This is a genomic window from Pontibacter oryzae (assembly GCF_003576375.1).
GTDB classification, from domain to species: Bacteria; Bacteroidota; Bacteroidia; order Cytophagales; family Hymenobacteraceae; genus Pontibacter; species Pontibacter oryzae.
Genome location: NZ_QWGE01000002.1, coordinates 77,018 through 99,108 on the forward strand (window position 1 = coordinate 77,018; position 22,091 = coordinate 99,108).

Consider the following 22,091-nt stretch of genomic DNA (forward strand, 5'->3'; position numbering starts at 1 on the left):
TCACCTAGTAGAAAGGGCCTGTTTTGCAGGCCCTTTTTTTATTCCTGCTACTTAATGTTTCCGAGCAATCTCCTGAGTACGATGATCTCACCGAGATGATAGGCGCTGTGCTCTGCCATCAGCATAGCCTCGCGGAGCAGTGTTTGGCCGTCGCCATGTGGAATAGGGGTAAACAGGTCGTTGTTTGTGTCCTGCACCAGGCTTACCATCGCATGTAAGTCGTTGGTGAGTGCTTGCAGCGTTTGTTGCAACTCGCCTTCGCTTGGTGGCTGTGCGTTTTTAGGCCAGTAGTCGTCAGGCCAGGTGGGTTCCTTGTAATCGGGGTTGCGGCAAAAGTTCAGTATATCGTGCTGCGCAAAACGCATGTGCTCCAGTAGTTGCCACAGGGTATAGGGGAGGTCTTTTACTTTTTCGCTGGCTTCCTGCAGCGTAATGCCCGCCAGCAGTTCTTGGCGTGGCCGGAAAGCCTGCCCTGTCTGCATCATATTTACAAGCTGTTCTCGTAGTTGCTGGTCCTTGTCCTTGTCCATGAAGTAAGCGTTTAGTTACTTCAGTGCATACTTGGTACAGGGCGTACGGGTTAAGTAAGGGGGCTGTAAATCAAAAAAGCCCTACACTTGGTGTAAGGCTTTTCTGGTGATCAATGTATGTTTACACTAAGCGCGTTTAACATTCACAGCGTTTAGTCCCTTTCTTCCTTCTTGCAGGTCAAAAGTTACGTCGTCATTTTCTCTGATTTCATCAATTAGACCAGTTACATGTACGAAATACTCCTGATCTGTGCTCTCATCCTTAATGAATCCGAAACCTTTCTCGTCATTAAAGAATTTTACTTTTCCTTTATTCATATCTTTTATAATTGTACAACTAAGACGTTTACATCAGTAAAAGTGTTCATTTTATTTTTAATATTCAGCATTTATTTTTGGATAAAATTATAAAAGCCGCTCAACTAGCTTAAAATAGGGGTTTTGGGTCAAAAAAAAATTTAGCGAAATTTTCTTACTCGGTTTAAAAGCACTTAGGAGTGGCAGGTTGATGCTGTTCTTCCGTTTCTGTGTATAAGCACTAGGACTGATACAGATGGGTACATGTGCTACTAGGGGGTTTCTGAAAGGTGCCACCTTTATAAGCCAGGGTCTGGCATTACAGCCCGTTAAGCCTTATCTTCGTAGCTATAGTTGTATGTTTATGAAAACAAGATTTCTCCTGTCGATTTTTGGGTTGCTGGCACTCTCTGCCTGTACCAGTGACGACGAGCCGACGCCCGTTACGGCAACCCCTGATACATCCAACCTTTGCTACCTGCAGCAACAGGTAGTGCGTCAGGCTGCTAATGCAGTTACCACGCGCTATACATATAACGAAGAAAACCAGATCGTCCAGTCTGCTCACTTTGTGCAGGATGTGCTGCGCGAAACACGCAAGTACACGTATGATGCCGCAGGCAAATTAACGCGGGAAGAGCTGCAGCCAACCGACGGCGATGCCACTTATACTGTGTTTAGTTATGACCCAGCCGGTAAATTGACCAAGTATGAAGTGCAGCGGCCGCTAAACCTTGGTGTGGTACACCACGTGGCTGCCTTCAAAGCCACGTACGATGTGCAGGACCGCCTGACGTCCGCAATCAATTACCGATACGTGGATAACAAGCTCGTTCAGAACGGCTCCTTTACCCAATCATATCCTGCCGGCAAACCCATCAGTGTAGTAGTGAAAGATAATACCGGCCAGGTAGCGTATAACGCCACGTTTACCCAGGATGACCAGCGCTCCCCACTTTCTGCGGTGCCTGCCTTTATTGGTGCCAGGCCAGCCATTGGCTTCCCTAACACCAATAACCTGCTCTCGGTAAGCGCCACTACCACGGCCACGACAGGCGGCGTAAGTACCACTGTAGGTGTGCCTGCCGAAAGCTATAGCGCAGTGTATACCCTGAACGAGCAGGACTATCCTACAAAGGCAACCCTGACTTATAACGATGGCAAGGTAATCACGATAGATTATACCTACAGCTGCGAAGAGTAGCAGAATTAACTAAGCCCGTTAAAACAAGCAGCCCCGTCTAAGTATACTTAGGCGGGGCTGCTTGCTTTAGGCTGGTTCTTGTTACAGGAGCTTGAAAAGCCTGTCTTTTAACCCGGAGGATGCTTCTACCAGCGGAAGTCTTACCTGGGCCGAACATACGCCGAAGCGCTCCAGCACGGCTTTTACACCAACTGGGTTGCCTTCTTCATACATCAGCGGGTTCATGTCCACAAAACTAAGAAGTAAGCTCTGTGCCTCCTTAAAGTTGCCATCCAGCGCCAGTTGGATCATGTTGCTGAACTTGCCCGGGAAAGCATTGGCCAGCACCGAGATAACGCCTTCTGCGCCCAGGGTAACCATTGGCACCGTGAGTAGGTCATCGCCACTGATCAGCATGAAGTCCTGAGGTTTGTGCTTGGCAATGTACATACACTGCTCCATGTTGCCTGATGCTTCCTTAATGCCAATGATGTTCTCGTGCGAGGCCAGCTTTACCGTGGTGTCGCCGGCCATGTTGCTGCCTGTGCGGCCCGGTACGTTGTAAAGTATAACCGGCACTGGCGAGGCGTTGGCTACCTGCACAAAATGCTGATAAATACCTTGCTGCGAGGGCTTGTTATAGTATGGGCTCACCGAGAGTATGGCAGCTATACCATCCAGGTCGGTAGCATTCATGGTTTCCAGCACATGCTGCGTGTTGTTGCCGCCCAAGCCATACACCAACGGCACGCGGCCATTAACGTGCTGCTTCACTACTTTCAGGATCTCGGCTTTCTCTGCGGCAGTCGTGGTTACCGATTCGGCGGTGGTGCCGTTTACCACCAGGTAGTTTACGCCGCCATCCAGCACAAAATCAAGCAGTTTGCGCAGCGCGTCGTAATCTACGGCTAAGTCTTTTGTAAAAGGGGTTACCAGGGCCACGCCCGTGCCTTTCAATTTTTCTCTAGTCATCACACACTTCATAAGGATTCTGAACTACGAATTACGAATTATGAATCGGAATCTGCAAATATCATACTTCGCGTTTCAGGTTTGAAACCTCGTGTGTAAGTATACGCAGCGGGCCGGCAACCCTGTATGTTTCTATACCTGCCTGAGAATCACTGGATATTGTTTTCCTCCACCCACTTCAGGAACTGCTCTTTGTATACTTCCCCGATCGGGATTTCTTTGCTGCCTATGCGGATGCGGCTTTTCTCGATGCTGTCTATTTTCTGAAGCGAGGCGATGAAAGAGCGGTGCACCCGTAGGAACTTTGTGTCGGGCAGCTTTTCCATCATTTTGTTCATGGAGAGCAGCGTGATGATCTTCTGATCCTTGGTCTGGATAATGATGTAATCTTTGAGGCCCTCGATCCAGAGCACGTCCTTAAAGTCCACCCGGATGGTTTTGTAATCGGCCTTCACAAACATAAAATCGTGCTCCGGGGCGGCTTGCTGTGGTGCGGCAGGCGCTTCTACAGTTTTACTGGCACTGCGCTGCAGTCTTTCCTGCGCTTTGGTAACAGCCTTCAGAAAACGATCGAAGGGGATGGGCTTGAGCAGGTAATCCACGGCATCCTGGTTAAAGCCCTCGAGGGCGTAATCGGGGTAGGCGGTGGTGAAGATGATGAGCGGCTGGTGCTTCAGTATGTTCAGGAACTGAATGCCGGTGAGCTCAGGCATCTCAATATCCAGAAACATCAGGTCTATTTGCTCTTCCTGCAGCACCTGCATGGCCTCGGTGGCGCTGGAGCAGGTTTTCACCAGTTTCAGGAAGGGCAGCTTGCTAACGTAACTTTCAATAATATCGAGGGCGAGCGGCTCATCGTCCACGGCTAGGCATCGGATTGTCATAGTTTTATTTGGCTTTAGGCTTGAAGTATAGTTTAAGTGTGGCGTAAAACGTTCCTTCTTTCTCCTCGAAAGTCAGTTCGTGGCGTTTGTTGTACAGCAGGTTCAGGCGGCGCTTCAGGTTCTCGAGGCCAATGCCCCCGAACTGGCGTTTCTTGTGCTGGCTGGTGTTGTTAATGGTGCTGAACAGCAGGAAATCGTCTTGCACCACCAGGTTCAGGATAATTCCGATCTCGTTTCGGCTGACAAGGCCGTGCTTAAAGGCGTTCTCTACCAGCGTCATGAGTAGCATGGGCGCGATCTGCTTGCCTTCCAACTCGCCCTGGATGTTCAGTTTTATACTTGTCTGCTCGCGCAGGCGCAGTTTCTGCAAGTCAATAAAATTGCGGATGTGGTCCACTTCCTTCTCCAGGCTCACCAGCGTGTCGTTGCTCTCATACAGCATGTAACGCATCAGCAAAGAAAGCTTCATGATGGCATCGGGCGTTTCGGGGTGCTGCTTGTAGGCCAGCGAGTATATGTTGTTGAGCGTGTTAAACAGGAAGTGCGGGTTCACCTGCGATTTTAAGAAGGCAAGCTCAGCGGTAAGTTTCTGCGTTTCCAGCTCCTTGTTTCGCCGCTCGTTGCGGATGTAATTGCCCGTTACTTTCAGGGCCGAAGAGATAAAGACCAGTACCAGGCCACCCATTATGTACTGCATCATGCGCTCGTAAGTATAGAGCGTGCTCATTTCGCGGTTATACTCCCGGAACACGTAAAAATCCAGGGGAGCGCGGATGGCTGCGATGCTTAGCAGGGTGGTAAGCACGGCGGCGATGTATAAAAGAATGCGGTTGCGGGCCAGGTACTTCGGGATCAGCACATACCAGTTAAAGTAAAAGATAAGTATGTTGATCAGGAGGCCCACCAGCACATCCAGCACCTTCCCGAAGGAGAGCGTGCTGTTACCGTACAGGAAATAAAACACCCACGCACCGAACAGCAGCCATGCCGCCACGTGCAGGGCAATGGTGTATCGCTTTTTCATGGTGGTTTCCGGTAAAACGAGGCTGGCGTTGGGCAAAGTTGTTAGGGTAGTTATACGTAAAGCGGGCAGCCATCCCTTGGTGCCTTTCCATTACCTTAAAGATAAGCAAAGTATCAGATTTAATCTTTTCCGGCGCTGATGTCTATACAAAAATGACTTATGTGGCTACCAAAGGTAAATTTTACCGGATTAAACGCAGCACAGGTATACTTTGGTATTTGGTATAGGGAATATTCTTGTTTGTATATTCTATTTTTTTGATACTGAAAGTAATAGCTCTTTTGTAGGGTGCACCTACAAACGCCATCATACTATGAATCCATACATCATCGAAACCCACGGCCTGAGCTATAGCTTCGGAAAACGGCAGGTGCTGCAAAACCTGGAACTGCGTGTGCCTAAAGGTACGATCTTCGGTTTCCTGGGCCCGAACGGTGCCGGTAAGTCCACCACCATCCGGATTTTGCTTGGGCTGCTGCCCGTACCCAAAGGGCAGGTTTTGCTGCATGGGCTGGACTTAAAGGATAACCGCCTGGATATTTTGCGCCAAACCGGGGCCCTGATTGAGATGCCTACACTGTACCGCCACCTTTCCGGCTACGATAACCTGGAGATGCACCGCCGCATGGTTCGCGCGCCAAAGCACCGCATTGCCGAAGTGCTCAAAATTGTAGGTCTGGCCCAGGATGCGCACCGCAAAACCAGCGAATACTCCTTAGGCATGAGCCAGCGCCTCGGTATCGCGCTGGCACTGCTACCGGACCCGCAACTGCTTATACTTGACGAGCCGACCAACGGCCTTGACCCGAGCGGCATCCGCGAGGTGCGCGAGCTAATTCTTCGGCTCAACCGCGACCTCGGCAAAACGATCTTCTTATCGAGCCACCTGCTCTCCGAAATTGAAAAGTGCGCCACCGAGCTCGCCATCATCGACAAGGGGGAAACCTTGTACCAGGGGAGCTTAAAGCAGCTCTACCAGAGCGCCTTCCGAACCAATGTGCTGCGCCTGGAAACCAATAATAACTCTGTGGCGCACAAGCTGCTGCAAGACCATCAGTATCAACTACTAGCGCAGGAAGCCGACATACTTACCGTGCAGGTAAAAGAAAAGGAGCAGGCAGCGGCCATTAACAAACTGCTGGTCGAGAACGGAATTTCTGTGTACAGCCTGCAGGCCAACTCCCAAAACCTGGAAGAGCTTTTCCTGTCCATCACCAACAAGGGCGCCATCACGCCAGCCATGCACTAATTTATACTTTGCCCCGAACTATGAACGCTATACTTTACTACCGCAGCAGCCTGAGCGCCGAGGCGCTTAAACTGAAAAATACCTTCTCGCTATGGCTTGCCATACTTGCGCCGTGCGCGCTGGTAAGTATGTATGTGATTGTGTTCTGGTCGAAGGGGGAGCATTTTGTGCCCGCCGACGCGAATGCCTGGCACCGCTTTGCGCAGCAAAACTTCGGTATTTACACGCTGCTGCTCATGCCCATTTTTATTGCGCTGCTCACCAGCCTTACCAACGGCATAGAGCACAAGGCCAACGGCTGGAAGCACCTTTACACCACTCCGCTACCCAAAAGCACCATTTATATCGCCAAAGCCACAACGGTAGTGGGCTTGGTACTGCTTAGCACGGTGGTGTTTATACTTGCTTTCCTGGCGGGCGGGTGGTTTCTGAACCTGGTGCGGCCCGAGCTCGGCTTCGGCAGTACGGCAGGCTTGGGGCTCGTTTTTATCACCAGTTTGAAGCTATTTCTGGCTACGTTTGTAATTATAGCCGTGCAGTTTTGGCTAAGTATGCGCTGGAGCAGCTTTGCCCTAAGTATGGGAGCCGGCGTAGTGGCAATCATTACCGTGGTGGTAGGTATGCGCTGGGAGCACATGCACTACTATCCGTTTGCCTACCCGTTTTTCACCATCTATACGTTCCCCTCTGGCCCAAACACAGCTACAATTTTCACGCAGGAGGTGCTGCTTAGCCTTGGGGTTGGGTTGCTAGTGTTTCTGTTAGGCTACTTCGATATTTCCCGGAAGCGCATCGCTTAAATTGATCTTACACTAAAAAGCCCTGCCAAAACATACTTTCGGCAGGGCTTTTTATACTTAGTATGTGTTTGATCTACTCGATCATACTTAAAAACTCACTTTCGCTTAGGATCCTGATGCCTAGCTTTTCGGCTTTTTCCAGCTTAGAAGGGCCCATTTTATCGCCGGCAACCAGGTAGCTTAGCTTTTTGGAGATTGAGCTGACCACCTTGCCGCCATGGCTCACAATAAGTTGCTGCAGCTCGTCGCGGCTTACGCTTTCGAAAACGCCCGAGATAACGAACGTTTCACCAGCCAGCCTGTCGCTTTGTATCTCCGGGGCCGTGTGCTGCGACTCAAACTGTAAACCGGCAGCTTTCAGGCGCTCGACCAGCTCCACGTGCGCAGGCTCCTGGAAGTACTCGATGATGGATTGTGCTATCCGGTCACCGATCTCGTTGATGGCAATCAGCTCCTCATAGGTAGCTCCGCGGAGGGCTTGCAAATCCGGGAGCGCTTCGGCTAGCTTTTTTGCCACGGTGCTACCCACAAACCGAATGCCCAGTGCAAAAAGAACGCGGTCGTAAGGCGTTTCCTTAGACTTCTCCAGGCTTTTAAGAATGTTGTTGGCAGATTTCTCGCCCATGCGCTCCAGTTGTACCAGTTGCTCAAACGTCAGGTCGTAGAGGTCGGCCACGTTATTTACCAGGCCGGTGCTGTAAAGCTGCTCAATGGTTTCGGGGCCCAGGCCATCAATGTTCATGGCTTTGCGCGAGATGAAATGCTCCAGCTTGGCCTTGATCTGCGGCGGACAGCCTTTCTCATTGGGGCAATAGAAATTCGCCTCGCCTTCTGTTCGCACCAATTCTGTTTGGCAGGCAGGGCAGTGGCTAGGGTAAAGTATAGGTTCACTATCGGTAGGGCGCTTGCTGAAATCCACCTCCGTTATTTTCGGGATGATCTCTCCGCCTTTCTCCACAAAAACCGTGTCGCCCAGGCGCAGGTCCAGGCGCTGGATCTCGTTGGCGTTGTGCAGCGAGGCGCGTTTTACCACCGTGCCGGCCAGGTGCACCGGCTCCAGCAGGGCGACAGGCGTAACGGCCCCCGTACGGCCCACCTGGTACTGCACACCGGTAAGTTTGGTGGCAGCGCTCATGGCGGCATACTTGTAGGCAATAGCCCAGCGCGGACTTTTAGCCGTGAAGCCAAGTTCTTCCTGCAGCGCGTAGCTGTTCACTTTCACCACCACGCCGTCGGTGGCAATAGGCAGCTCAAAGCGGCGGCTTTCCCATTCGTTAATATAGTCCAGCACACCCTCAATGCTGCTGCACTTGCGCCAGGTATCGGAAACCTTAAAACCCCACTTTTGAACAGCCTGCAAACTTTCGGAGTGTGTTTCGAAGTGGCTGTGAGCCGTATGGAAGCTGTAGCAGAAACAGCCCAGCTTACGGCTTGCCACTACCGAGGAATCCTGTTGCTTGAGCGTGCCGGAGGTGGCATTTCTTGGGTTAGCCAGCAGTTGCTCCCCGTATTCCTCGCGCTCGGCATTAAGCTGCTCAAACACGCGCAAAGGCATGAACACCTCGCCACGCACCTCAAAAAGCTCCGGGAAATCGTTGCCATGCGCCTGCAAAGGCACATCGTGTATGGTGCGCACATTGGCCGTAATGTTATCGCCACGCGTGCCGTCGCCGCGGGTAGCGCCCTGCACAAACTTGCCGTTCTCGTAGGTCAGGCTTATGGCAACCCCATCAAACTTCTGCTCGCATACATACTCTACTTCGTCGCCCACAATTTTGCGCACGCGCTTGTCGAACTCACGCATTTCTTCCTCAGAGTAGGTGTTGCTGAGCGAGAGCATTGGCCATTTGTGCGTAACAGTCTCGAAGTTTTTGGTGATGGTACCGCCCACACGCTGGGTAGGGGAGTGCGGCTGGCGCAGGTCGGGGTGCTGCTCCTCCAGTTCCTCCAGGCGCTTCAGCATCAGGTCAAATTCCTGGTCTGGTATTTCGGAAACGCTGTTTTGATAATACTGGTAATTCAGGTGATTTATCTTTTGTATCAGCTCCTGTATTTCCTGAGCCGGGTCGTGTGTTGTCGCCATTTGGTATAGGTTATACTTCCTGTAAAAATAGGAAAAATGTCCGAATCGGGGTTTTTGGATGGACGGGAAATGTTTGTGATTTTAGAGGAGTAAAGGGATATTTCGCTAAAACTTTCTGACTGCTGGTTTTGGCCTTTCAGGCCAGTTGCATCGCAGATGCAACGCTATACGTCGGCACGAATCCGAGATTCGCGCCAGGAAAGACTTACCGCAAGTTTAGCGCAAGCGTAACTTATGGCTAACTTAATGGGTCCGTTTTTAACTTGCGTTAGGCGAAGTTATACCTGGTCTTTAAGAATGATTGGTATATCTGCGTTGTAGCTGAAAATATAAATCAGCATTTTAAACGGGTATAAAAGCTAGATGATGTGTTTGGAAATATAGCTCAGGCCGGGAAATGCAGAACAAAACATCAACGACAAGCTTGTAAGCCGGGTTCTGTCGCGAGGCCCGGGGGCCGCACGTCTTATCATTTATCTAGGCCTGCACTCACGCACAGGCTCCATCGACCTACCCACTGACATCGGGCGAGCCGCCCTTAGCCCCACCGAAGCGAGGCGCTGCCAGCCTATTTGGTCTTTCAACTCCTAAGGTTTACCCAGCCGGACTGGTCACCCAGCCGCTGGTGCGCTCTTACCGCACCTTTTCACCCTTACCAGCACAAGGCTGGCGGTTATTTTCTGTGGCACTGGCTGTATCCCGCTTGCGCAGGACCCTTCCCGTTAGGAAGTAGGATGCTCTATGTTGCCCGGACTTTCCTCTCCCCCCGATAGGGCAGCGATAAGACGGCTTGCCGTTGATACTTTATTCTGATACAAATATAAGCATAAATCAGCTCTAGAAGTTAGAAAGTCTGAAAGTTAAAAAGTTGGAAAGTTAGAATGTTAAAAGGTTGTCTCACACTTAGCAAACAACTCACAAACTCTTAACCTCTCTAACTTTTTAACTTCCCGACTTCCCAACTTTCTAACCTACTTCAGTCTTACCAGCGTGGCGCCGAAGCCGAATTTCTCTTTGCGGGCATCCTCGAAGAATTTGATGCCTTGGATGCGGCTCAGAATTTTCTGAAGTTCCTTGCGTAGCACACCGTTGCCAGCGCCATGTATAAACACGATTTCGTGCATGTTGGTGGCCATGGCACGGTCCAGGGCATCCTGGAAGCGCTCCAGCTGTAGTTTTAGGATGGCGTTGTTGCTCATGCCGCTGTGGTCTTCTACCAGTTTCTCGATGTGCAGGTCTACCTCGTGCTCCGGGGCGGTGAGTTTATAGTTCTCGCTTTTCTCCACTGCCTCTGAGAGCTGCTCTTTTATCTTGTTCGGGTCAACGCTTACAGGTTTCTGGTCGAGTTGGAACAAGTAGGCTTCTTTGTTAAGCACTGGTGCCGTACGCTTGCTTTTGTAGAAGGAGCTGGCCTTAAACTGCACGCGCTTTACAACTGGCTCAAACATGGTTGGGCTGCCGTTGCGGTGCTGAATAAACTGGATCAGCAGGTTTGGCCATTTCTCGAACTCCTTGAGGTGGTAGTGCGTGATAACGCGGGTAGCTTTAGGGGCCAGTTTGTCGTTTTGCAGGCCACGGTAGTTCTTTTCGCGCTCCTCGCCGCTGGTAAACAGCACATCGTAGTCCGAGTTATTCACCACCGTTACGGCCAGCAGCTCATCGGATTGGTGCACTAGCGCCAGGTAAATGCCCTGCGCCGCCAGAACAGGCGCGACAGGCTCTTTACGCTTACTTGGCTGGATCACGTCATCGTCCTGCTGCATATATTTTTTTTCCTCGGCAGCGATAACCACAACCTCGCGCTTGGCAACAGGTATGGTAAAATCATTGTCGATGGCTACTTCTACTATATTATTATCCAAAAGTCGCGTGATGATGCCTTCCTCGCGGCCAGACATCAGGCGAACACGGTCTCCTACGTTCATATGTATGCTCTTCGGTTTATGGTTAAGTATGATGCCGCCTTTATAAGATTGGCAGCTCAATCATACGTTAACAAAGATACGGATTTATACTTTGGGTTGTCGTGCCCGGTATTTTTGAATGACGCGGCTAAAAATACAGCGGATGCACTTTAAAGCCATTCTTGCGGTTGTACTCCAGGGCAGGGGCGGGGATTTTGATGATGCTGAGCACATATAGGGCAGTATTCCATACTTTGCTACGGCCTTTAAAGTACATCAGGTTCAGGTCGGGGCTAAGATAGAACTGGCGGTAAGCATCTAAGCCAGCTGCTGCGTTTACCTCGGGGTCGTTGTACACCATTTGCTGGGCGCCATAGCCTACGGCAATGTTCAGCCATTTAGGGTAGTTGCTTTTCTCATTCAGGAACGCGCCAACATCCACAGATAGCCAGTAGGTTTGCCCGTTATAGTCTTTTAGCGCCTGCTCGCCGAGGTTGCTGCCCAGCACGCTGGGGCGCATATCGGCATAGCGGGTCGTGTGGAAGGAGTACTTGGGCATAATGCGTATTTCCTGCCAGGCCAGTTCCTGGGCTACTACAGCGGCAGAACCAACAGTGTTTGCCACTAAGTCGCCAACCGATGCGCCGTAATCAGCCTGATAGCCATCAAAGATCTCGATTGGAGTTTGCAGGGCCACACCCAGCAAACCGCCGTAAAGGATGGCTTTTTTCTCGGGTACACCTGCCCAGCGCAGCATGTCAATGCCGGCGCGACTCTCATGGAAAGCGCTCCAGAAGTGCCCGGCCTTATCTACCTGCCGCCACTGCCGGTTATCGTTAAAGAAATGAAAGTCGGTACGCTCTTCCTCAGAGTACCAGGCCTTGTTAAGCGACACCAGCATGGACGTGTACCCAACTCCAAACGTAGCCCCAAGCACAGCCAGCCGCTTTTTTTGGATAGCCGCACTATCGACTGGCGCCTGTGCCATACTTTGAAAAGGCAGGCAAAGTATAAAAAAGTATAGTATACGTCGCTGAAGCATCAGGGCAAAGATAAAGCTTATTCTTGTGTTTATTTTGTTGATAGTTGCTGAGAAGAGAGGGCTAAGCAAGGAATTGACCTAGCTTGAAATCAGCATATGTATTTTTCTGCTTGCGCAGAAAGCCAGTTACAAACTGGCTACATGTAAAGCCACAAGTTACACTTCCGCTAAAGTTGCGGCATGTAAGTCTCTCCTGGCGCGAATCTCGGATTCGTGCCGACGTATAACGTTGCGTCTGCGACGCAACTGGCCTGAAAGGCCAAAACCAGCAGTCAGAAAGTTTTAGCGAAATATCCCTTTACTCCTCTAAAATCACAAACAATCCCGTCCCTCCAAAAATCCTGATTCGGGCAAAGTATAAACAAAAGCGGCGAAGCTATTAGGCTTCGCCGCTCGGAGTATGTTCGACAGAAAGTATACTTAGGCTTTCTTATACATTACTTTTTTAACAGCCTCTACAGTGCGCTCTACGTTAGGCAGGGAAGCATCGATAAGGGTTGGCGCATACGGAAGCGGCACATCGCGGCAAGTAACGCGTTTTACAGGGGCATCCATGTAGTCGAATGCGTTGCTTTGGATGTGATAAGCGATCTCAGATGAGATAGAGGCCAGTGGCCATGCTTCTTCTACCACTACCATGCGGTTAGTCTTCTTAACAGACTCGATCAGCGTTTTGTAATCGATAGGGCGGACAGTGCGCAAGTCAATTACCTCGGCATTGATACCTTCCTTAGCAAGTTCTTCTGCAGCAGCCAGGGCCACTTTCATCATCTTGCCAAATGACACAATAGTTACATCAGAGCCTTCGCGCTTGATATCGGCTACGCCAATTGGAATAGTGTATTCTTCCTCTGGAACCTCGCCTTTATCGCCGTACATCTGCTCAGACTCCATGAAGATCACAGGGTCGTTGTCGCGGATCGCTGATTTTAGCAAGCCCTTTGCATCGTAAGGGTTAGACGGAACGATCACTTTCAGGCCTGGCGTGTTTGCGTACCAGTTCTCAAAGTTCTGCGAGTGCTGCGAAGACAGCATACCGGCGCTACCTGTCGGGCCACGGAACACCATCGGCGCACCGTACTGGCCACCAGACATAGACATGAGCTTGGCGGCAGAGTTGATCACCTGGTCGATGGCAACCAGAGAGAAGTTGAATGTCATGAACTCAATGATCGGGCGCAGGCCGTTCATGGCGGCACCCACACCGATACCTGCAAAACCCAGCTCGGCTATGGGTGTATCGATGATACGCTCCGGACCAAACTCGTCCAGCATGCCTTGGCTAACTTTGTAAGCACCGTTGTATTCGGCCACTTCTTCACCCATCAAAAACACGCTCTTATCGCGGCGCATCTCTTCAGACATCGCTTCGCGCAGGGCTTCTCTAAACTGTATACTTCGCATATATGATGTTTAATTCTCGGTTCAGAAGGTAAAATTAAAAGAACTCTGCGAATTTACAATGTAGAGTTGCGTTTTCTGCAAGCCTGGTTAGCGGATAAGAGCGTCTTTATAGGCCGGTTTGTCGCGGTAGTTGCTGAACTCCAGATCAGTTATAGCTTTCTGCATGAGCGATTTATCTGCATTTACGGCACGGCGCAGGTTTTGCTCCAACAGCTGCTCGTTTTGCGTTCGGGCACCTATCAGTGCCAGGCTATAATAGGCCATTCCGTCGTTCGGCTTCAGTTTCAAAGCCTTGTTGTAGAATTCCTCAGCGCCTTCGTAGTTCTCCTTCAGCAAGTAACTCAGGCCAAGGTTCATGTTGGTCTGGTAGGTATCGCCGGCATACTGCAGCGATTGTATCGCTTCGTCATACTTACCGGTTTCGATTTCAAGGGCGGCCTTGTCGGCAAAAATGCGCGTAAGGGTTTGCTCGTCGCCGGCAAGGGTAGGGGCGTAGGTATAGTACTCCATTGCCTCCTCATACTTATCGAGCAGGTGGTAGGCGCTGGCCAGGCTGTAGTATACTTTAGCGGTCGGGTTTCTGTAGCCGGCGTAGGTCAGGTTATGAATGGCCTGCTCCAATAGTGCTTTTTTAACCTTCGGGCGATATTCTTTGCGGGCCATTTCGGTGTACACCACGCCGAGGTTATAGTATGCGGGCCACTTATCTGTGGTTTTAACGGCTGCCTCGTAGAGTTTGCGCTTTTCAGCTAGAATGGGCGTGAGCGTGGCGGCGTGCTGCAATTCTTCCTCGGTTAGAGTTTCTGCGCTTGCTTTCTCGTTTGCCAGCTGTTTTGCCAATACATACAGTTTGTAATCAGGCTTGCGGCTTCTATCATAGTTTACCTGAACTTCGGCGGCACGCAAACCCGGGAAAACATATTGCTTCAGATAAGTGTAAGCCTGCGAGTTTTGCAGGGCCTGTAGCTTTTCCGGTTGGCTTTGGTTACCGTTAAGTATGTTCAGAACTTCCTGCTTCTGTATTTTAGGAAGGGCAGTGGCTCCTATCTTTTCACGCAGGGCCTCCAGGGTGTTTGCTTTCACCTCGGTGCTGATGCTCACTTTTTTGCCGCTGTAGTCTAGGGCTTTTACCTTTTGCTGGTAGTACTGCTCCAACTCCTGGGCACGTTTAGCTGCCAGTCGCGTTCCTTTCTCGTTGGGTGCCTGCCAGGCCGTTATTTTTATGGTTTGGCTGGGCACGTTATCCAGCGCATACTTTTCCAGGGCAGGCAGGTTGGAGCCTGTGTAATTCTTTAACTCGGTGCTGTTCTCCTCAAAATAGAAAATCAGTTTGCCCGCTGCATTCTCGGCTTCTGCATAAGTATCCTGTGTAAAAGTATACGCGTTGTTGCGCACGAGCAGGAGCGGGGTTGTATTAAGGCCCACGGCCACTTGCCTCGGGGAGGTATAGGCCATGTCGCCATCTTCCTTGTCCACGGCGCGGCCCTGCACCATTAGGCGGCCTGTTGTTTTCTCGGGAGCGTAGGGGAAGGTGATTTGTTGGGTAATGGTGGGCTGTTTGTCTTCGTACAGGAAATTGCCAAACTCAAAACTGTAGGTTGACAGGTTCTCGCGCTGTTGCTGTTCCCCGTACTCGTAGTATACATCTAGTTTGTAAACTTCTTTATCTCGGATGAGTTTTTCGGGCACCTGCGCCTTCAGCTCGAAATTTATACTTTGGCCATTAGTAACCAGCGGGGATGGCTCCACGGTTATCTGCTGGTATTTTTCGGCGGTTTTAACCATGCGTTGCAGCGTGCAGCCGCTGCTGCCAAGGCCAACGGAAAGCGTAAGAAATAGGAGGATTTTTTTACTTTTATGGTACTGTTGCATATCCTGATTTTTACTATCGACGTAAAGTGGTGTACACCATAAACCTAGTTTGTTCGTTTAGGGTTATACAGCTTTAGGCATCTTTTTTAATTTTGATGTCTTGCGAACAAAGTATAATTTAGATTTTAAACCAGATTCCAATGAAACGGCTTCAGTACTATATCGAATCACAGGCATTCGGCGTGTGCACGATGCTGGGGGAGAAGCTTGGCTTTGCTTCCAGTAGCATCCGCCTGACTTTTATTTACGTTTCGTTTCTCACGATGGGCTCTCCTGTGCTCATTTACCTGATGCTGGCGTTCTGGATGAACGTGAGCAAGCACCTGCGCCGCGAACGCAACACCGTTTGGGATTTATAGATCCTGCACTACGCGTTTCTGCTGAATAAAATACTTCCAGACAATACTACCGTCGTAAACACCAGACTGCTGTGGGAAACTGCCCTTAGGTTGCTGTTCGCGCCTGCGCCTGCGCCAATAGGCACTGTTGCGCAAAAGGTCGGTGTGCGCATCTAACACAGCACGTGCATCTTTGTGCTGGCCTGCAAATATCATCCGTAGTGCGGCCACCCAATCCAAAAGCACGCGCAGCATTATGCTTGATATCAGCTCTTTGGTGGGCGTATTCTTGTATAGCAGGGCCAGGCCATTGCGGAAGTTGAGGTATGTTTTGCGCGGGTTTGATTTATGCAAGGTGCCTCCACCCACGTGGTACACACGGCTGTGGCCGTTATACATCACCTTGAAGCCAACATTCTTGGCGCGCCAGCAAAAGTCAATTTCCTCCATGTGGGCAAAAAATGCGGGCTCTAGGCCTCCCAACCCATGAAAAACCTCCGCGCGCACAAACATGCATGCACCGGTTGCCCAGAAAACCTCCTGCACATCGTTATACTGCCCCAGGTCTTCTTCCAGCGTCTCGAACAGGCGGCCGCGGCAGAAGGGGTAGCCAAGCACATCCAGCATGCCGCCGCCCGCTCCGGCGTACTCAAAAAAGCCAGGGTGCTGCTGCGAGAGTATCTTGGGTTGGCACACGGCTATACTTGTGTCCTGCTCCATCAGCTCGATGATCGGCTCCGTCCAGCCGGGCGGCACCTCCACATCGGAGTTAAGCAGCACATAGTATTTGGCATCGACTTGTTGCAAGGCTTTGTTGTACCCCTCGCAGAAACCAAAGTTTTCGGAGTGAAGTATAAGCCGCACCTGCGGGAAGTGCTGCTGCAAAAAAACAACAGAGCCATCGGTGGAGGCATTATCAGCCACAATGATTTCCGCGTTGCCGCTGTTAGCCACCACCGATGGCAGGAACTGCTGTAAAAAGCGCAAGCCGTTCCAGTTCAGGATTACGACTGCCGTGTGTGCCGGATTATAGTCCAAAGCTGCCGAGGTCTAAGCCTGGGATATTAGGGATGAGTCCTTCGGTGTGTTTGCGCATTTCCTCTTGGGCGCGCTCGCCGGCAGTTAGCATGGCGTTGTTCACGGCGGCCACCACCAGGTCGTTTACCATTTCGCGGTCGCTTACGTTCATGATGGACTCGTCGATCTCTATTTTCAGGAGCTGGCGCTGTCCGTTTACGGTGGCTTTTACCAGCCCTGCACCCGACTCAGCGGTTACGGTTACGTCCTTCAGTTTTTCCTGCGCCTCTTTCATTTTGGCCTGGGCTTCCTTAATCTTGCCCATCATGCCGAACATATCAAACATAGTTTTCTTCTTTTATAGTATGTGTACGTGCTAAAAGGCCATTTATTGGCTGGCCCGCGCAAATATAAGCAATAAATATACTTTGCAGTGAAGGCGGCAAGCCCGAATGCTGGCTCTTGAAGTATGATTGGCCGCTTGCCAGACCAAGTTAACGAAGCAAGGTGACTGTGCCACGCCTGCTTTTAACGGTGCCGAAGCTGGTGGTAAAGGTTAGCTCATAGGCATAAGCGCCTGCCAGTGCCTTCTGGCCGTTATCGGTACCGTCCCAGGCCGGATCAGCATTGGTGCCCTCAAAAATAACATTGCCCAGTCGGTTATAGATGCGCAACGTGTAGCTGCTGAAAAACTTGCCTTTGATCTCGAAGGTGTCGTTCAGGCCATCGCCGTTTGGGGTGAAGGCACTCGGAATGTAAAGCAGCGCATCCTGCTCAACCTGCACCACATTGGAAAAGCTTTGGTAAGCCCCATCCTGCGAGGTGGCTGTAACCCTGTAGCGCAAAACCTGCAAGGCGTTGCTAAGTGTGTTGTCGGTGAAGGTTAGGCCAGTGGCCGGGTAAGCATTTACGGTATTTCCGCTGTCGTCTAAAAGCTCAACAGTATAGTTAGGGGCACTCTGAAAGCCATTATAGGCGGACCAGGTAAGTATAACACTGCCATCGGTTTGGCGCTCGGCAGTAAGTATAACCGGGCAGCTTGTGTTACTCACGGCGGCGCTGTTGCCGCAGGCATTGGTAAAGGTTGCGCGGTAGCAAACGGGTTGTACACCGGCTTCTGTATCAAGGTAAACGGGTTGGGTAACGGTTGACAGTGGCTTGTAGGCAGCGCCGTTAATACTTCGTTCAATGGCTGTGCGTCCATCCGGCTCTGTGCCTTGCAAGGTCAGCTCTATTTGGTTGTTCATGTTAAAGCTGCTCAGCAGAAAAGGAGTGGCAGGTATGGCCGTGGAGGTTACTTCGGTTTGGAGGGTAGCCGAAACGGAGGAGTAGCTATCGCCTTGCGGGTCCGTGCCTGAGCCTACTATATAGTAGCTGTAAACCTGACCGCAGCCTACATCGAGGTCAGTGTAGTTGCGAGCATCAGAGTCGAAGGTTTGCAGAAGCGTTCCGTTTCGGTAAAGATCATACTTCTCAAAATCGGGGAGGTTATCCCAGGTGACATCAACTTTCAGTTCATCAGTGCTTAGCTCCAAATAAATTGCGCTTACGATGTTGGAGTTGATCGAGAAGCTGCCGCAGGCATCAACGGGGCGCACCAAGTACCAGGTCCCTTCCTCGGTATCGATGTTATTGATAGTATGCGTTAGTGTCGCGGCGTTTACGTTTTGTATCAGGCCAATCTCGCGGTAAGGATTTCTGAAATCGCCTGTGTACTGCTCCACGGCGTAATCATACCCCGGAACAAGGCCCGAGAGCTCGAGTTGTACACTTCCATTAATATCATCTTGGCGCAGCACGGTCAACTTGTTTAACTGCGTAGGGTTTTCCTCATCGAGAAGCGGGAGAGCGGTTACCGTGGTGGTTTTACTGCCTCCGCAGGCCAGAGCGTCGTCATAATTGCCCGTAAACGTAACGGTATAATCTCCGGGGGAGCTGTACCTGGTGCTTATGCCAACACCGGGTGTTACGGTACTGGTGCTGCCGTTCCCGAAATCAATGGTATAGGTATCGTAGTTTGTGTCCGTAATGGAGAAGTTTACGAACCCGTTAGAACAGCTCTGCACGTTAAATTCTGGCTCAGGACTGCCCTTTACCTCAAAAGTCTGCTCAAAAACCTGGGTGCCACCGCCTCCTTGCTTGTTAATGACCTGCGTGATGATGTATGAGCGGGGATTTGTGAATGTGGTACTTGCTTCGCCTTGCAGCAGGTCGTTTTGGTTAAAATTTTGTGGGTCGAATTTGCCAGGGCCTGGATAGTAGAAAATGACTGCGCTAGGGTCCGGGTTGGGGGTGCAGTCGCGGAAGTATACGGGGATGTCTGCACAGATCACCTTTACAGGCTGTCCGTTTTGGATGGCCTCAAAGCAGCCTTGCGCCCAAAGTGCCGGGGCGATAAGCAAAAAAAATATGGAAAGCAGGTATTTCAACAGTGTCTTTTCTGATGCCTCTACGAAGTTATTTAATTTAAGTACAGCAGAAAAGTATAATCTCCAGCAAAAAAAACTCCCCTGCCACGGCCGCAGCAGGGGAGTTTTTACTTAAAGCGAAAGCAACTGCTAAATGCTATACTTTCTCAGGAAGCTGATACTCTGCTGTATATCGTCGTGCAGGATTCTGTCGGTGGATACAAAGGTAACCACTTTACGATAGGCTTTTACCAATTTTTCCAACGGGGCTGAGCTTTGCATGGGTCTTCTGAAGTCTAGTGCCTGAGCGGCGTTCATCAGTTCGATGGCCAGCACGCGCTCGGTGTTGTGCACCACCTGGTATAGTTTGGTAGCGGCGTTGGCTCCCATACTTACATGGTCCTCCTGGTTGTTAGAGGAAGGGATGGAATCTATGGAGGCCGGGGAGCACAGCTGTTTGCTCTGACTTACGATGGAGGCTGCCGTGTACTGGCTGATCATGAAGCCGGAGTTTAGGCCGGGCTCAGCAACCAGAAAAGCCGGTAAACCGCGCAAGCCAGAGATAAGCTGGTAGGTTCTGCGCTCAGATATGCTGCCCAACTCGGCCATGGCGATCGCCATAAAATCCAGGGCTAGCGCCAATGGCTGCCCATGGAAGTTGCCGCCCGAGATGATCTCGTCCTCGTCCGGGAAAATGTTCGGGTTATCGGTAACGGCGTTGATCTCGGTCAGGAAAACCTGTTCTACATAGGCCAGCGCATCTTTAGAGGCACCGTGCACTTGCGGCATGCAACGGAACGAGTAGGGGTCCTGCACATGCTGTTTTTCCTGAGCGGAAAGTTTGCTGCCATCTAGCAAGGCTCTTACGGCTTCCGCAGTTTGCAACTGCCCCTTGTGCGGGCGCACCTGGTGTATAAGCTGGTTAAACGGCTCTATGCGGCCATCAAAGGCATCCAACGACAGTGCGCCAACCACATCTGCCTGCCGTGAAAGCCGTTTGGCCATCAGCAAAGTATAAACACCATATGCGCTCATAAACTGCGTACCGTTAAGCAGGGCAAGTCCTTCTTTGGCTTTCAGGGCAATGGGCTCCCAGCCGAACATTTCGAGCACATGCTTGCTATCTAAAGTATAACCCTGATAACTCACTTGCCCTAGGCCCAGCAGGGGCAGGCACAAATGCGCCATCGGGGCCAGGTCGCCGCTGGCGCCTAGCGAGCCAAGCTGATACACCACCGGGTATACTTCGCGGTTAAAGAAATCGATCAGGCGTTTCACGGTTTGCAGTTGCACGCCGCTGTGCCCATAGGCCAGCGACTGGATCTTAAGCAGCAGCATCAGCTTTACCAGCTCCTGCGGTACCTCAGCCCCTGTGCCGCAAGCATGCGACATAACAAGATTTCGCTGCAATTGCTCCAGGTCAGAAGGGGAGATCTTTTTATCGCAGAGCGAGCCAAAGCCCGTGTTTATGCCGTAAATGGTTTGGCTGCTTGCTTTTATTTTCTGATGCAGGTAATCGTGGCAACGCACTATTTTCTGCTCCGCCTCTTCTGAAAGCGCAAGAGATAAGTTTTGTGTCAGGATGCTTTCTATAACCTCCAGGCTTAGAAACTCGCTCGAAATATAATGATCTTTTGCCATGATTTACCTAGGCTTTTAATTGAGCAATGATGTCGTCGATGTACAGTTCATCCTGCTCGCCGTTCTGCATGTCGCGGAGCTTTAGCTTGCCGCTTTTCATTTCTTCGGAGCCGATCAAAAGCACAAACGGAATGTTTTTCTGGTCGGCGTAGCTCATCTGCTTTTTCAATTTGGCGGCCTCAGGGTATAGCTCGGTGGCAATGCCGGCATCGCGCAGCTTTTGCAGTAGCGGCAGCGAGTATAGTTCAGACTCCTTGTCGAACTGCACCATCAGCACTTTGGTGCCCACCTGGCTACTAGTTGGGAAAAGCTCCAGTTCTTCCAGCACATCGTAAATGCGGTCTACGCCAAACGAAAAGCCCACACCCGACACGCCTGGCATGCCAAACATGCCCGTTAGGTTGTCGTAGCGGCCACCGCCACTTATGCTGCCCATACTTACGTTATTCACCTTCACCTCAAAGATGCAGCCGGTATAGTAGGAGAGGCCTCTGGCCAGCGTTACATCCAGCATCAGGCGCGGTTGCCCCGATGGGTTTTGCGTGCTGAGTGCGTAGCTGCCAAGTTGCTCCAGGTATTGCCATACTTCGCGCAGGTCCTTCAGGCCGCGCTGGCCTTCCTCGGTGTCGCCAAGTATGGATTGCAGTTGGTCCAGAATTTCCTCGTTGGAGCCGGAAAGGGAATAAAGCGGCTCCAGCTTATTTACAGCCTGCTCCGATATGCCGCGTTCCAAGAGCTCTTTGCGTACGCCTTCCTGGCCAATTTTATCCAGTTTATCGATGGCCACGCAGATATCTCCCTCACGCCCTTTCTCGCCAATGGCTTCCGCAATGCCGGCAAGTATGCCACGGTGGTTTATCTTAATGGTAAAATCCTTCAGCTCCAACGAAGTAAGCACCTCGTCGATCATTTGCACGATCTCGGCCTCGCAAAGCAGGGAGTTCGTGCCCACCACATCGGCATCGCACTGATAAAACTCGCGGTAGCGGCCTTTTTGTGGACGGTCGGCACGCCAAACCGGCTGTATCTGGTAGCGCTTGAACGGGAAGGTGATCTCGTTGCGGTTCATCACGACAAAGCGCGCAAAAGGTACGGTTAGGTCGTAGCGCAAGGCTTTCTCAGAGATCTTGCGGGTTAAATGCTTGGAGCCCTCTTCAATGTCCTCGGGCTTTGTCTTGCTTAGGAAATCTCCGGAGTTTAGAACTTTGAAAATCAACTGGTCGCCCTCGTCGCCATACTTGCCGGTGAGCACAGAAAGCTGCTCCATAGCCGGCGTTTCGAGTGGCAGGTAGCCATACTTCTCGAAGGTGCGCTTTATTACGCCAAAGATATAGTTTCGCTTGACCACTATAGCTGGGCCAAAATCGCGGGTTCCTTTCGGTATAGAGGGTTTTTCTTTGCTCATGTCATTCAGGTTTGCCGGCGAAGTTACTAAAAGCTTGG

The 22,091-nt window shown here is 51.1% G+C and carries 19 protein-coding genes and 1 other RNA gene; 4 read left to right on the top strand and 16 right to left on the bottom strand.

From position 1 onward, the window contains the following. Nucleotides 1-47 precede the first annotated feature (47 nt). Together D1627_RS05175 and D1627_RS05180 are read right to left on the bottom strand one after the other, a co-directional pair. A complete protein-coding gene (locus D1627_RS05175) occupies nt 48-530 on the bottom strand; it encodes a DinB family protein (protein WP_119431187.1) in 483 nt (160 codons plus the stop codon). A gap of 126 nt (nt 531-656) precedes the next feature. After that, nucleotides 657-848, bottom strand: coding sequence for a cold-shock protein (locus D1627_RS05180; RefSeq protein ID WP_119431188.1), 192 nt, complete (start codon nt 846-848; stop codon nt 657-659). A gap of 343 nt (nt 849-1,191) precedes the next feature. On the opposite strand from D1627_RS05180, the gene D1627_RS05185 reads away from it, so the two are divergent. Further along, the gene (locus D1627_RS05185; protein ID WP_147383216.1) at nt 1,192-2,031 is read left to right on the top strand and encodes a hypothetical protein; all 840 of its coding nucleotides are present in this window, start codon (nt 1,192-1,194) and stop codon (nt 2,029-2,031) included. 81 nt (nt 2,032-2,112) lie between these two features. Here D1627_RS05185 and dapA read toward each other — a convergent pair whose 3' ends face one another. From dapA to D1627_RS05200, 3 genes are all read right to left on the bottom strand, one after another. Beyond that, a complete protein-coding gene (gene dapA, locus D1627_RS05190; protein ID WP_119431190.1) occupies nt 2,113-2,982 on the bottom strand; it encodes a 4-hydroxy-tetrahydrodipicolinate synthase in 870 nt (289 codons plus the stop codon). A 149-nt stretch (nt 2,983-3,131) separates the two neighbouring features. Continuing rightward, complete coding sequence (locus D1627_RS05195) at nt 3,132-3,866, bottom strand: LytR/AlgR family response regulator transcription factor (RefSeq protein WP_119431191.1); 735 nt, start codon at nt 3,864-3,866, stop codon at nt 3,132-3,134. A gap of 4 nt (nt 3,867-3,870) precedes the next feature. Further along, nucleotides 3,871-4,890: a sensor histidine kinase gene (locus tag D1627_RS05200; RefSeq protein WP_119431192.1), complete on the bottom strand. Its 1,020-nt coding sequence runs from the start codon at nt 4,888-4,890 to the stop codon at nt 3,871-3,873. A gap of 313 nt (nt 4,891-5,203) precedes the next feature. Between D1627_RS05200 and D1627_RS05205 the strand changes: the two genes are divergently transcribed. Both D1627_RS05205 and D1627_RS05210 read left to right on the top strand, forming a co-directional pair. Then, complete coding sequence (locus tag D1627_RS05205) at nt 5,204-6,139, top strand: ABC transporter ATP-binding protein (protein WP_119431193.1); 936 nt, start codon at nt 5,204-5,206, stop codon at nt 6,137-6,139. Nucleotides 6,140-6,159: 20 nt separating this feature from the next. Next, complete coding sequence (locus D1627_RS05210) at nt 6,160-6,939, top strand: ABC transporter permease (RefSeq protein WP_119431194.1); 780 nt, start codon at nt 6,160-6,162, stop codon at nt 6,937-6,939. A 73-nt stretch (nt 6,940-7,012) separates the two neighbouring features. On the opposite strand, the gene ligA is transcribed toward D1627_RS05210, so the two are convergent. The 6 genes from ligA to D1627_RS05240 form a co-directional block, all read right to left on the bottom strand. Further along, a complete protein-coding gene (ligA, locus tag D1627_RS05215; RefSeq protein ID WP_119431195.1) occupies nt 7,013-9,022 on the bottom strand; it encodes an NAD-dependent DNA ligase LigA in 2,010 nt (669 codons plus the stop codon). A 411-nt stretch (nt 9,023-9,433) separates the two neighbouring features. Next, an RNA gene (gene rnpB, locus D1627_RS05220) (RNase P RNA component class A) lies at nt 9,434-9,819 on the bottom strand. Nucleotides 9,820-9,993: 174 nt separating this feature from the next. Beyond that, entirely contained in the window at nt 9,994-10,947 is a 954-nt protein-coding gene (locus D1627_RS05225) for a Smr/MutS family protein (RefSeq protein WP_119431812.1), read from the bottom strand. A gap of 127 nt (nt 10,948-11,074) precedes the next feature. Further along, nucleotides 11,075-11,914, bottom strand: a complete 840-nt coding sequence (locus D1627_RS05230) for a DUF2279 domain-containing protein (RefSeq protein ID WP_119431196.1) — start codon at nt 11,912-11,914, stop codon at nt 11,075-11,077. A gap of 474 nt (nt 11,915-12,388) precedes the next feature. Then, the gene (locus tag D1627_RS05235) at nt 12,389-13,372 is read right to left on the bottom strand and encodes a pyruvate dehydrogenase complex E1 component subunit beta (protein WP_119431197.1); all 984 of its coding nucleotides are present in this window, start codon (nt 13,370-13,372) and stop codon (nt 12,389-12,391) included. A gap of 87 nt (nt 13,373-13,459) precedes the next feature. Then, complete coding sequence (locus tag D1627_RS05240; RefSeq protein ID WP_119431198.1) at nt 13,460-15,244, bottom strand: tetratricopeptide repeat protein; 1,785 nt, start codon at nt 15,242-15,244, stop codon at nt 13,460-13,462. 140 nt (nt 15,245-15,384) lie between these two features. Here D1627_RS05240 and D1627_RS05245 point away from each other — a divergent pair, with 140 nt between their 5' ends. Continuing rightward, nucleotides 15,385-15,603, top strand: a complete 219-nt coding sequence (locus D1627_RS05245) for a PspC domain-containing protein (RefSeq protein ID WP_119431199.1) — start codon at nt 15,385-15,387, stop codon at nt 15,601-15,603. On the opposite strand, the gene D1627_RS05250 is transcribed toward D1627_RS05245, so the two are convergent. The 5 genes from D1627_RS05250 to hisS all read right to left on the bottom strand — a co-directional run bounded on the left by D1627_RS05250 (nt 15,598) and on the right by hisS (nt 22,053). Further along, nucleotides 15,598-16,620, bottom strand: coding sequence for a glycosyltransferase family 2 protein (locus tag D1627_RS05250; RefSeq protein ID WP_119431200.1), 1,023 nt, complete (start codon nt 16,618-16,620; stop codon nt 15,598-15,600). The two genes, D1627_RS05245 and D1627_RS05250, sit on opposite strands and share 6 nt — an antisense overlap. Beyond that, nucleotides 16,610-16,945: a YbaB/EbfC family nucleoid-associated protein gene (locus D1627_RS05255; RefSeq protein ID WP_025604989.1), complete on the bottom strand. Its 336-nt coding sequence runs from the start codon at nt 16,943-16,945 to the stop codon at nt 16,610-16,612. The genes D1627_RS05250 and D1627_RS05255 overlap by 11 nt, the downstream gene beginning before the upstream one ends. Before the next feature lie 148 nt (nt 16,946-17,093). Continuing rightward, on the bottom strand, nt 17,094-19,028 hold the full coding sequence (locus D1627_RS05260) for a T9SS type B sorting domain-containing protein (RefSeq protein WP_119431201.1): 1,935 nt from the start codon (nt 19,026-19,028) through the stop codon (nt 17,094-17,096). A 129-nt stretch (nt 19,029-19,157) separates the two neighbouring features. Then, on the bottom strand, nt 19,158-20,648 hold the full coding sequence (gene hutH / locus D1627_RS05265) for a histidine ammonia-lyase (protein WP_119431202.1): 1,491 nt from the start codon (nt 20,646-20,648) through the stop codon (nt 19,158-19,160). A 7-nt stretch (nt 20,649-20,655) separates the two neighbouring features. Continuing rightward, nucleotides 20,656-22,053, bottom strand: coding sequence for a histidine--tRNA ligase (gene hisS / locus D1627_RS05270; protein ID WP_119431203.1), 1,398 nt, complete (start codon nt 22,051-22,053; stop codon nt 20,656-20,658). Nucleotides 22,054-22,091: the final 38 nt, after the last annotated feature.

Coding starts and splice junctions, on each gene's coding strand:
- D1627_RS05175 (WP_119431187.1), bottom strand. CDS start 530: ATGGACAAGGACAAGGACCAGCAACTACGAGAACAGCTTGTAAATATG.
- D1627_RS05180 (WP_119431188.1), bottom strand. CDS start 848: ATGAATAAAGGAAAAGTAAAATTCTTTAATGACGAGAAAGGTTTCGGA.
- D1627_RS05185 (WP_147383216.1), top strand. CDS start 1,192: ATGAAAACAAGATTTCTCCTGTCGATTTTTGGGTTGCTGGCACTCTCT.
- dapA (WP_119431190.1), bottom strand. CDS start 2,982: ATGACTAGAGAAAAATTGAAAGGCACGGGCGTGGCCCTGGTAACCCCT.
- D1627_RS05195 (WP_119431191.1), bottom strand. CDS start 3,866: ATGACAATCCGATGCCTAGCCGTGGACGATGAGCCGCTCGCCCTCGAT.
- D1627_RS05200 (WP_119431192.1), bottom strand. CDS start 4,890: ATGAAAAAGCGATACACCATTGCCCTGCACGTGGCGGCATGGCTGCTG.
- D1627_RS05205 (WP_119431193.1), top strand. CDS start 5,204: ATGAATCCATACATCATCGAAACCCACGGCCTGAGCTATAGCTTCGGA.
- D1627_RS05210 (WP_119431194.1), top strand. CDS start 6,160: ATGAACGCTATACTTTACTACCGCAGCAGCCTGAGCGCCGAGGCGCTT.
- ligA (WP_119431195.1), bottom strand. CDS start 9,022: ATGGCGACAACACACGACCCGGCTCAGGAAATACAGGAGCTGATACAA.
- D1627_RS05225 (WP_119431812.1), bottom strand. CDS start 10,947: ATGAACGTAGGAGACCGTGTTCGCCTGATGTCTGGCCGCGAGGAAGGC.
- D1627_RS05230 (WP_119431196.1), bottom strand. CDS start 11,914: ATGGCACAGGCGCCAGTCGATAGTGCGGCTATCCAAAAAAAGCGGCTG.
- D1627_RS05235 (WP_119431197.1), bottom strand. CDS start 13,372: ATGCGAAGTATACAGTTTAGAGAAGCCCTGCGCGAAGCGATGTCTGAA.
- D1627_RS05240 (WP_119431198.1), bottom strand. CDS start 15,244: ATGCAACAGTACCATAAAAGTAAAAAAATCCTCCTATTTCTTACGCTT.
- D1627_RS05245 (WP_119431199.1), top strand. CDS start 15,385: ATGAAACGGCTTCAGTACTATATCGAATCACAGGCATTCGGCGTGTGC.
- D1627_RS05255 (WP_025604989.1), bottom strand. CDS start 16,945: ATGTTTGATATGTTCGGCATGATGGGCAAGATTAAGGAAGCCCAGGCC.
- hutH (WP_119431202.1), bottom strand. CDS start 20,648: ATGGCAAAAGATCATTATATTTCGAGCGAGTTTCTAAGCCTGGAGGTT.
- hisS (WP_119431203.1), bottom strand. CDS start 22,053: ATGAGCAAAGAAAAACCCTCTATACCGAAAGGAACCCGCGATTTTGGC.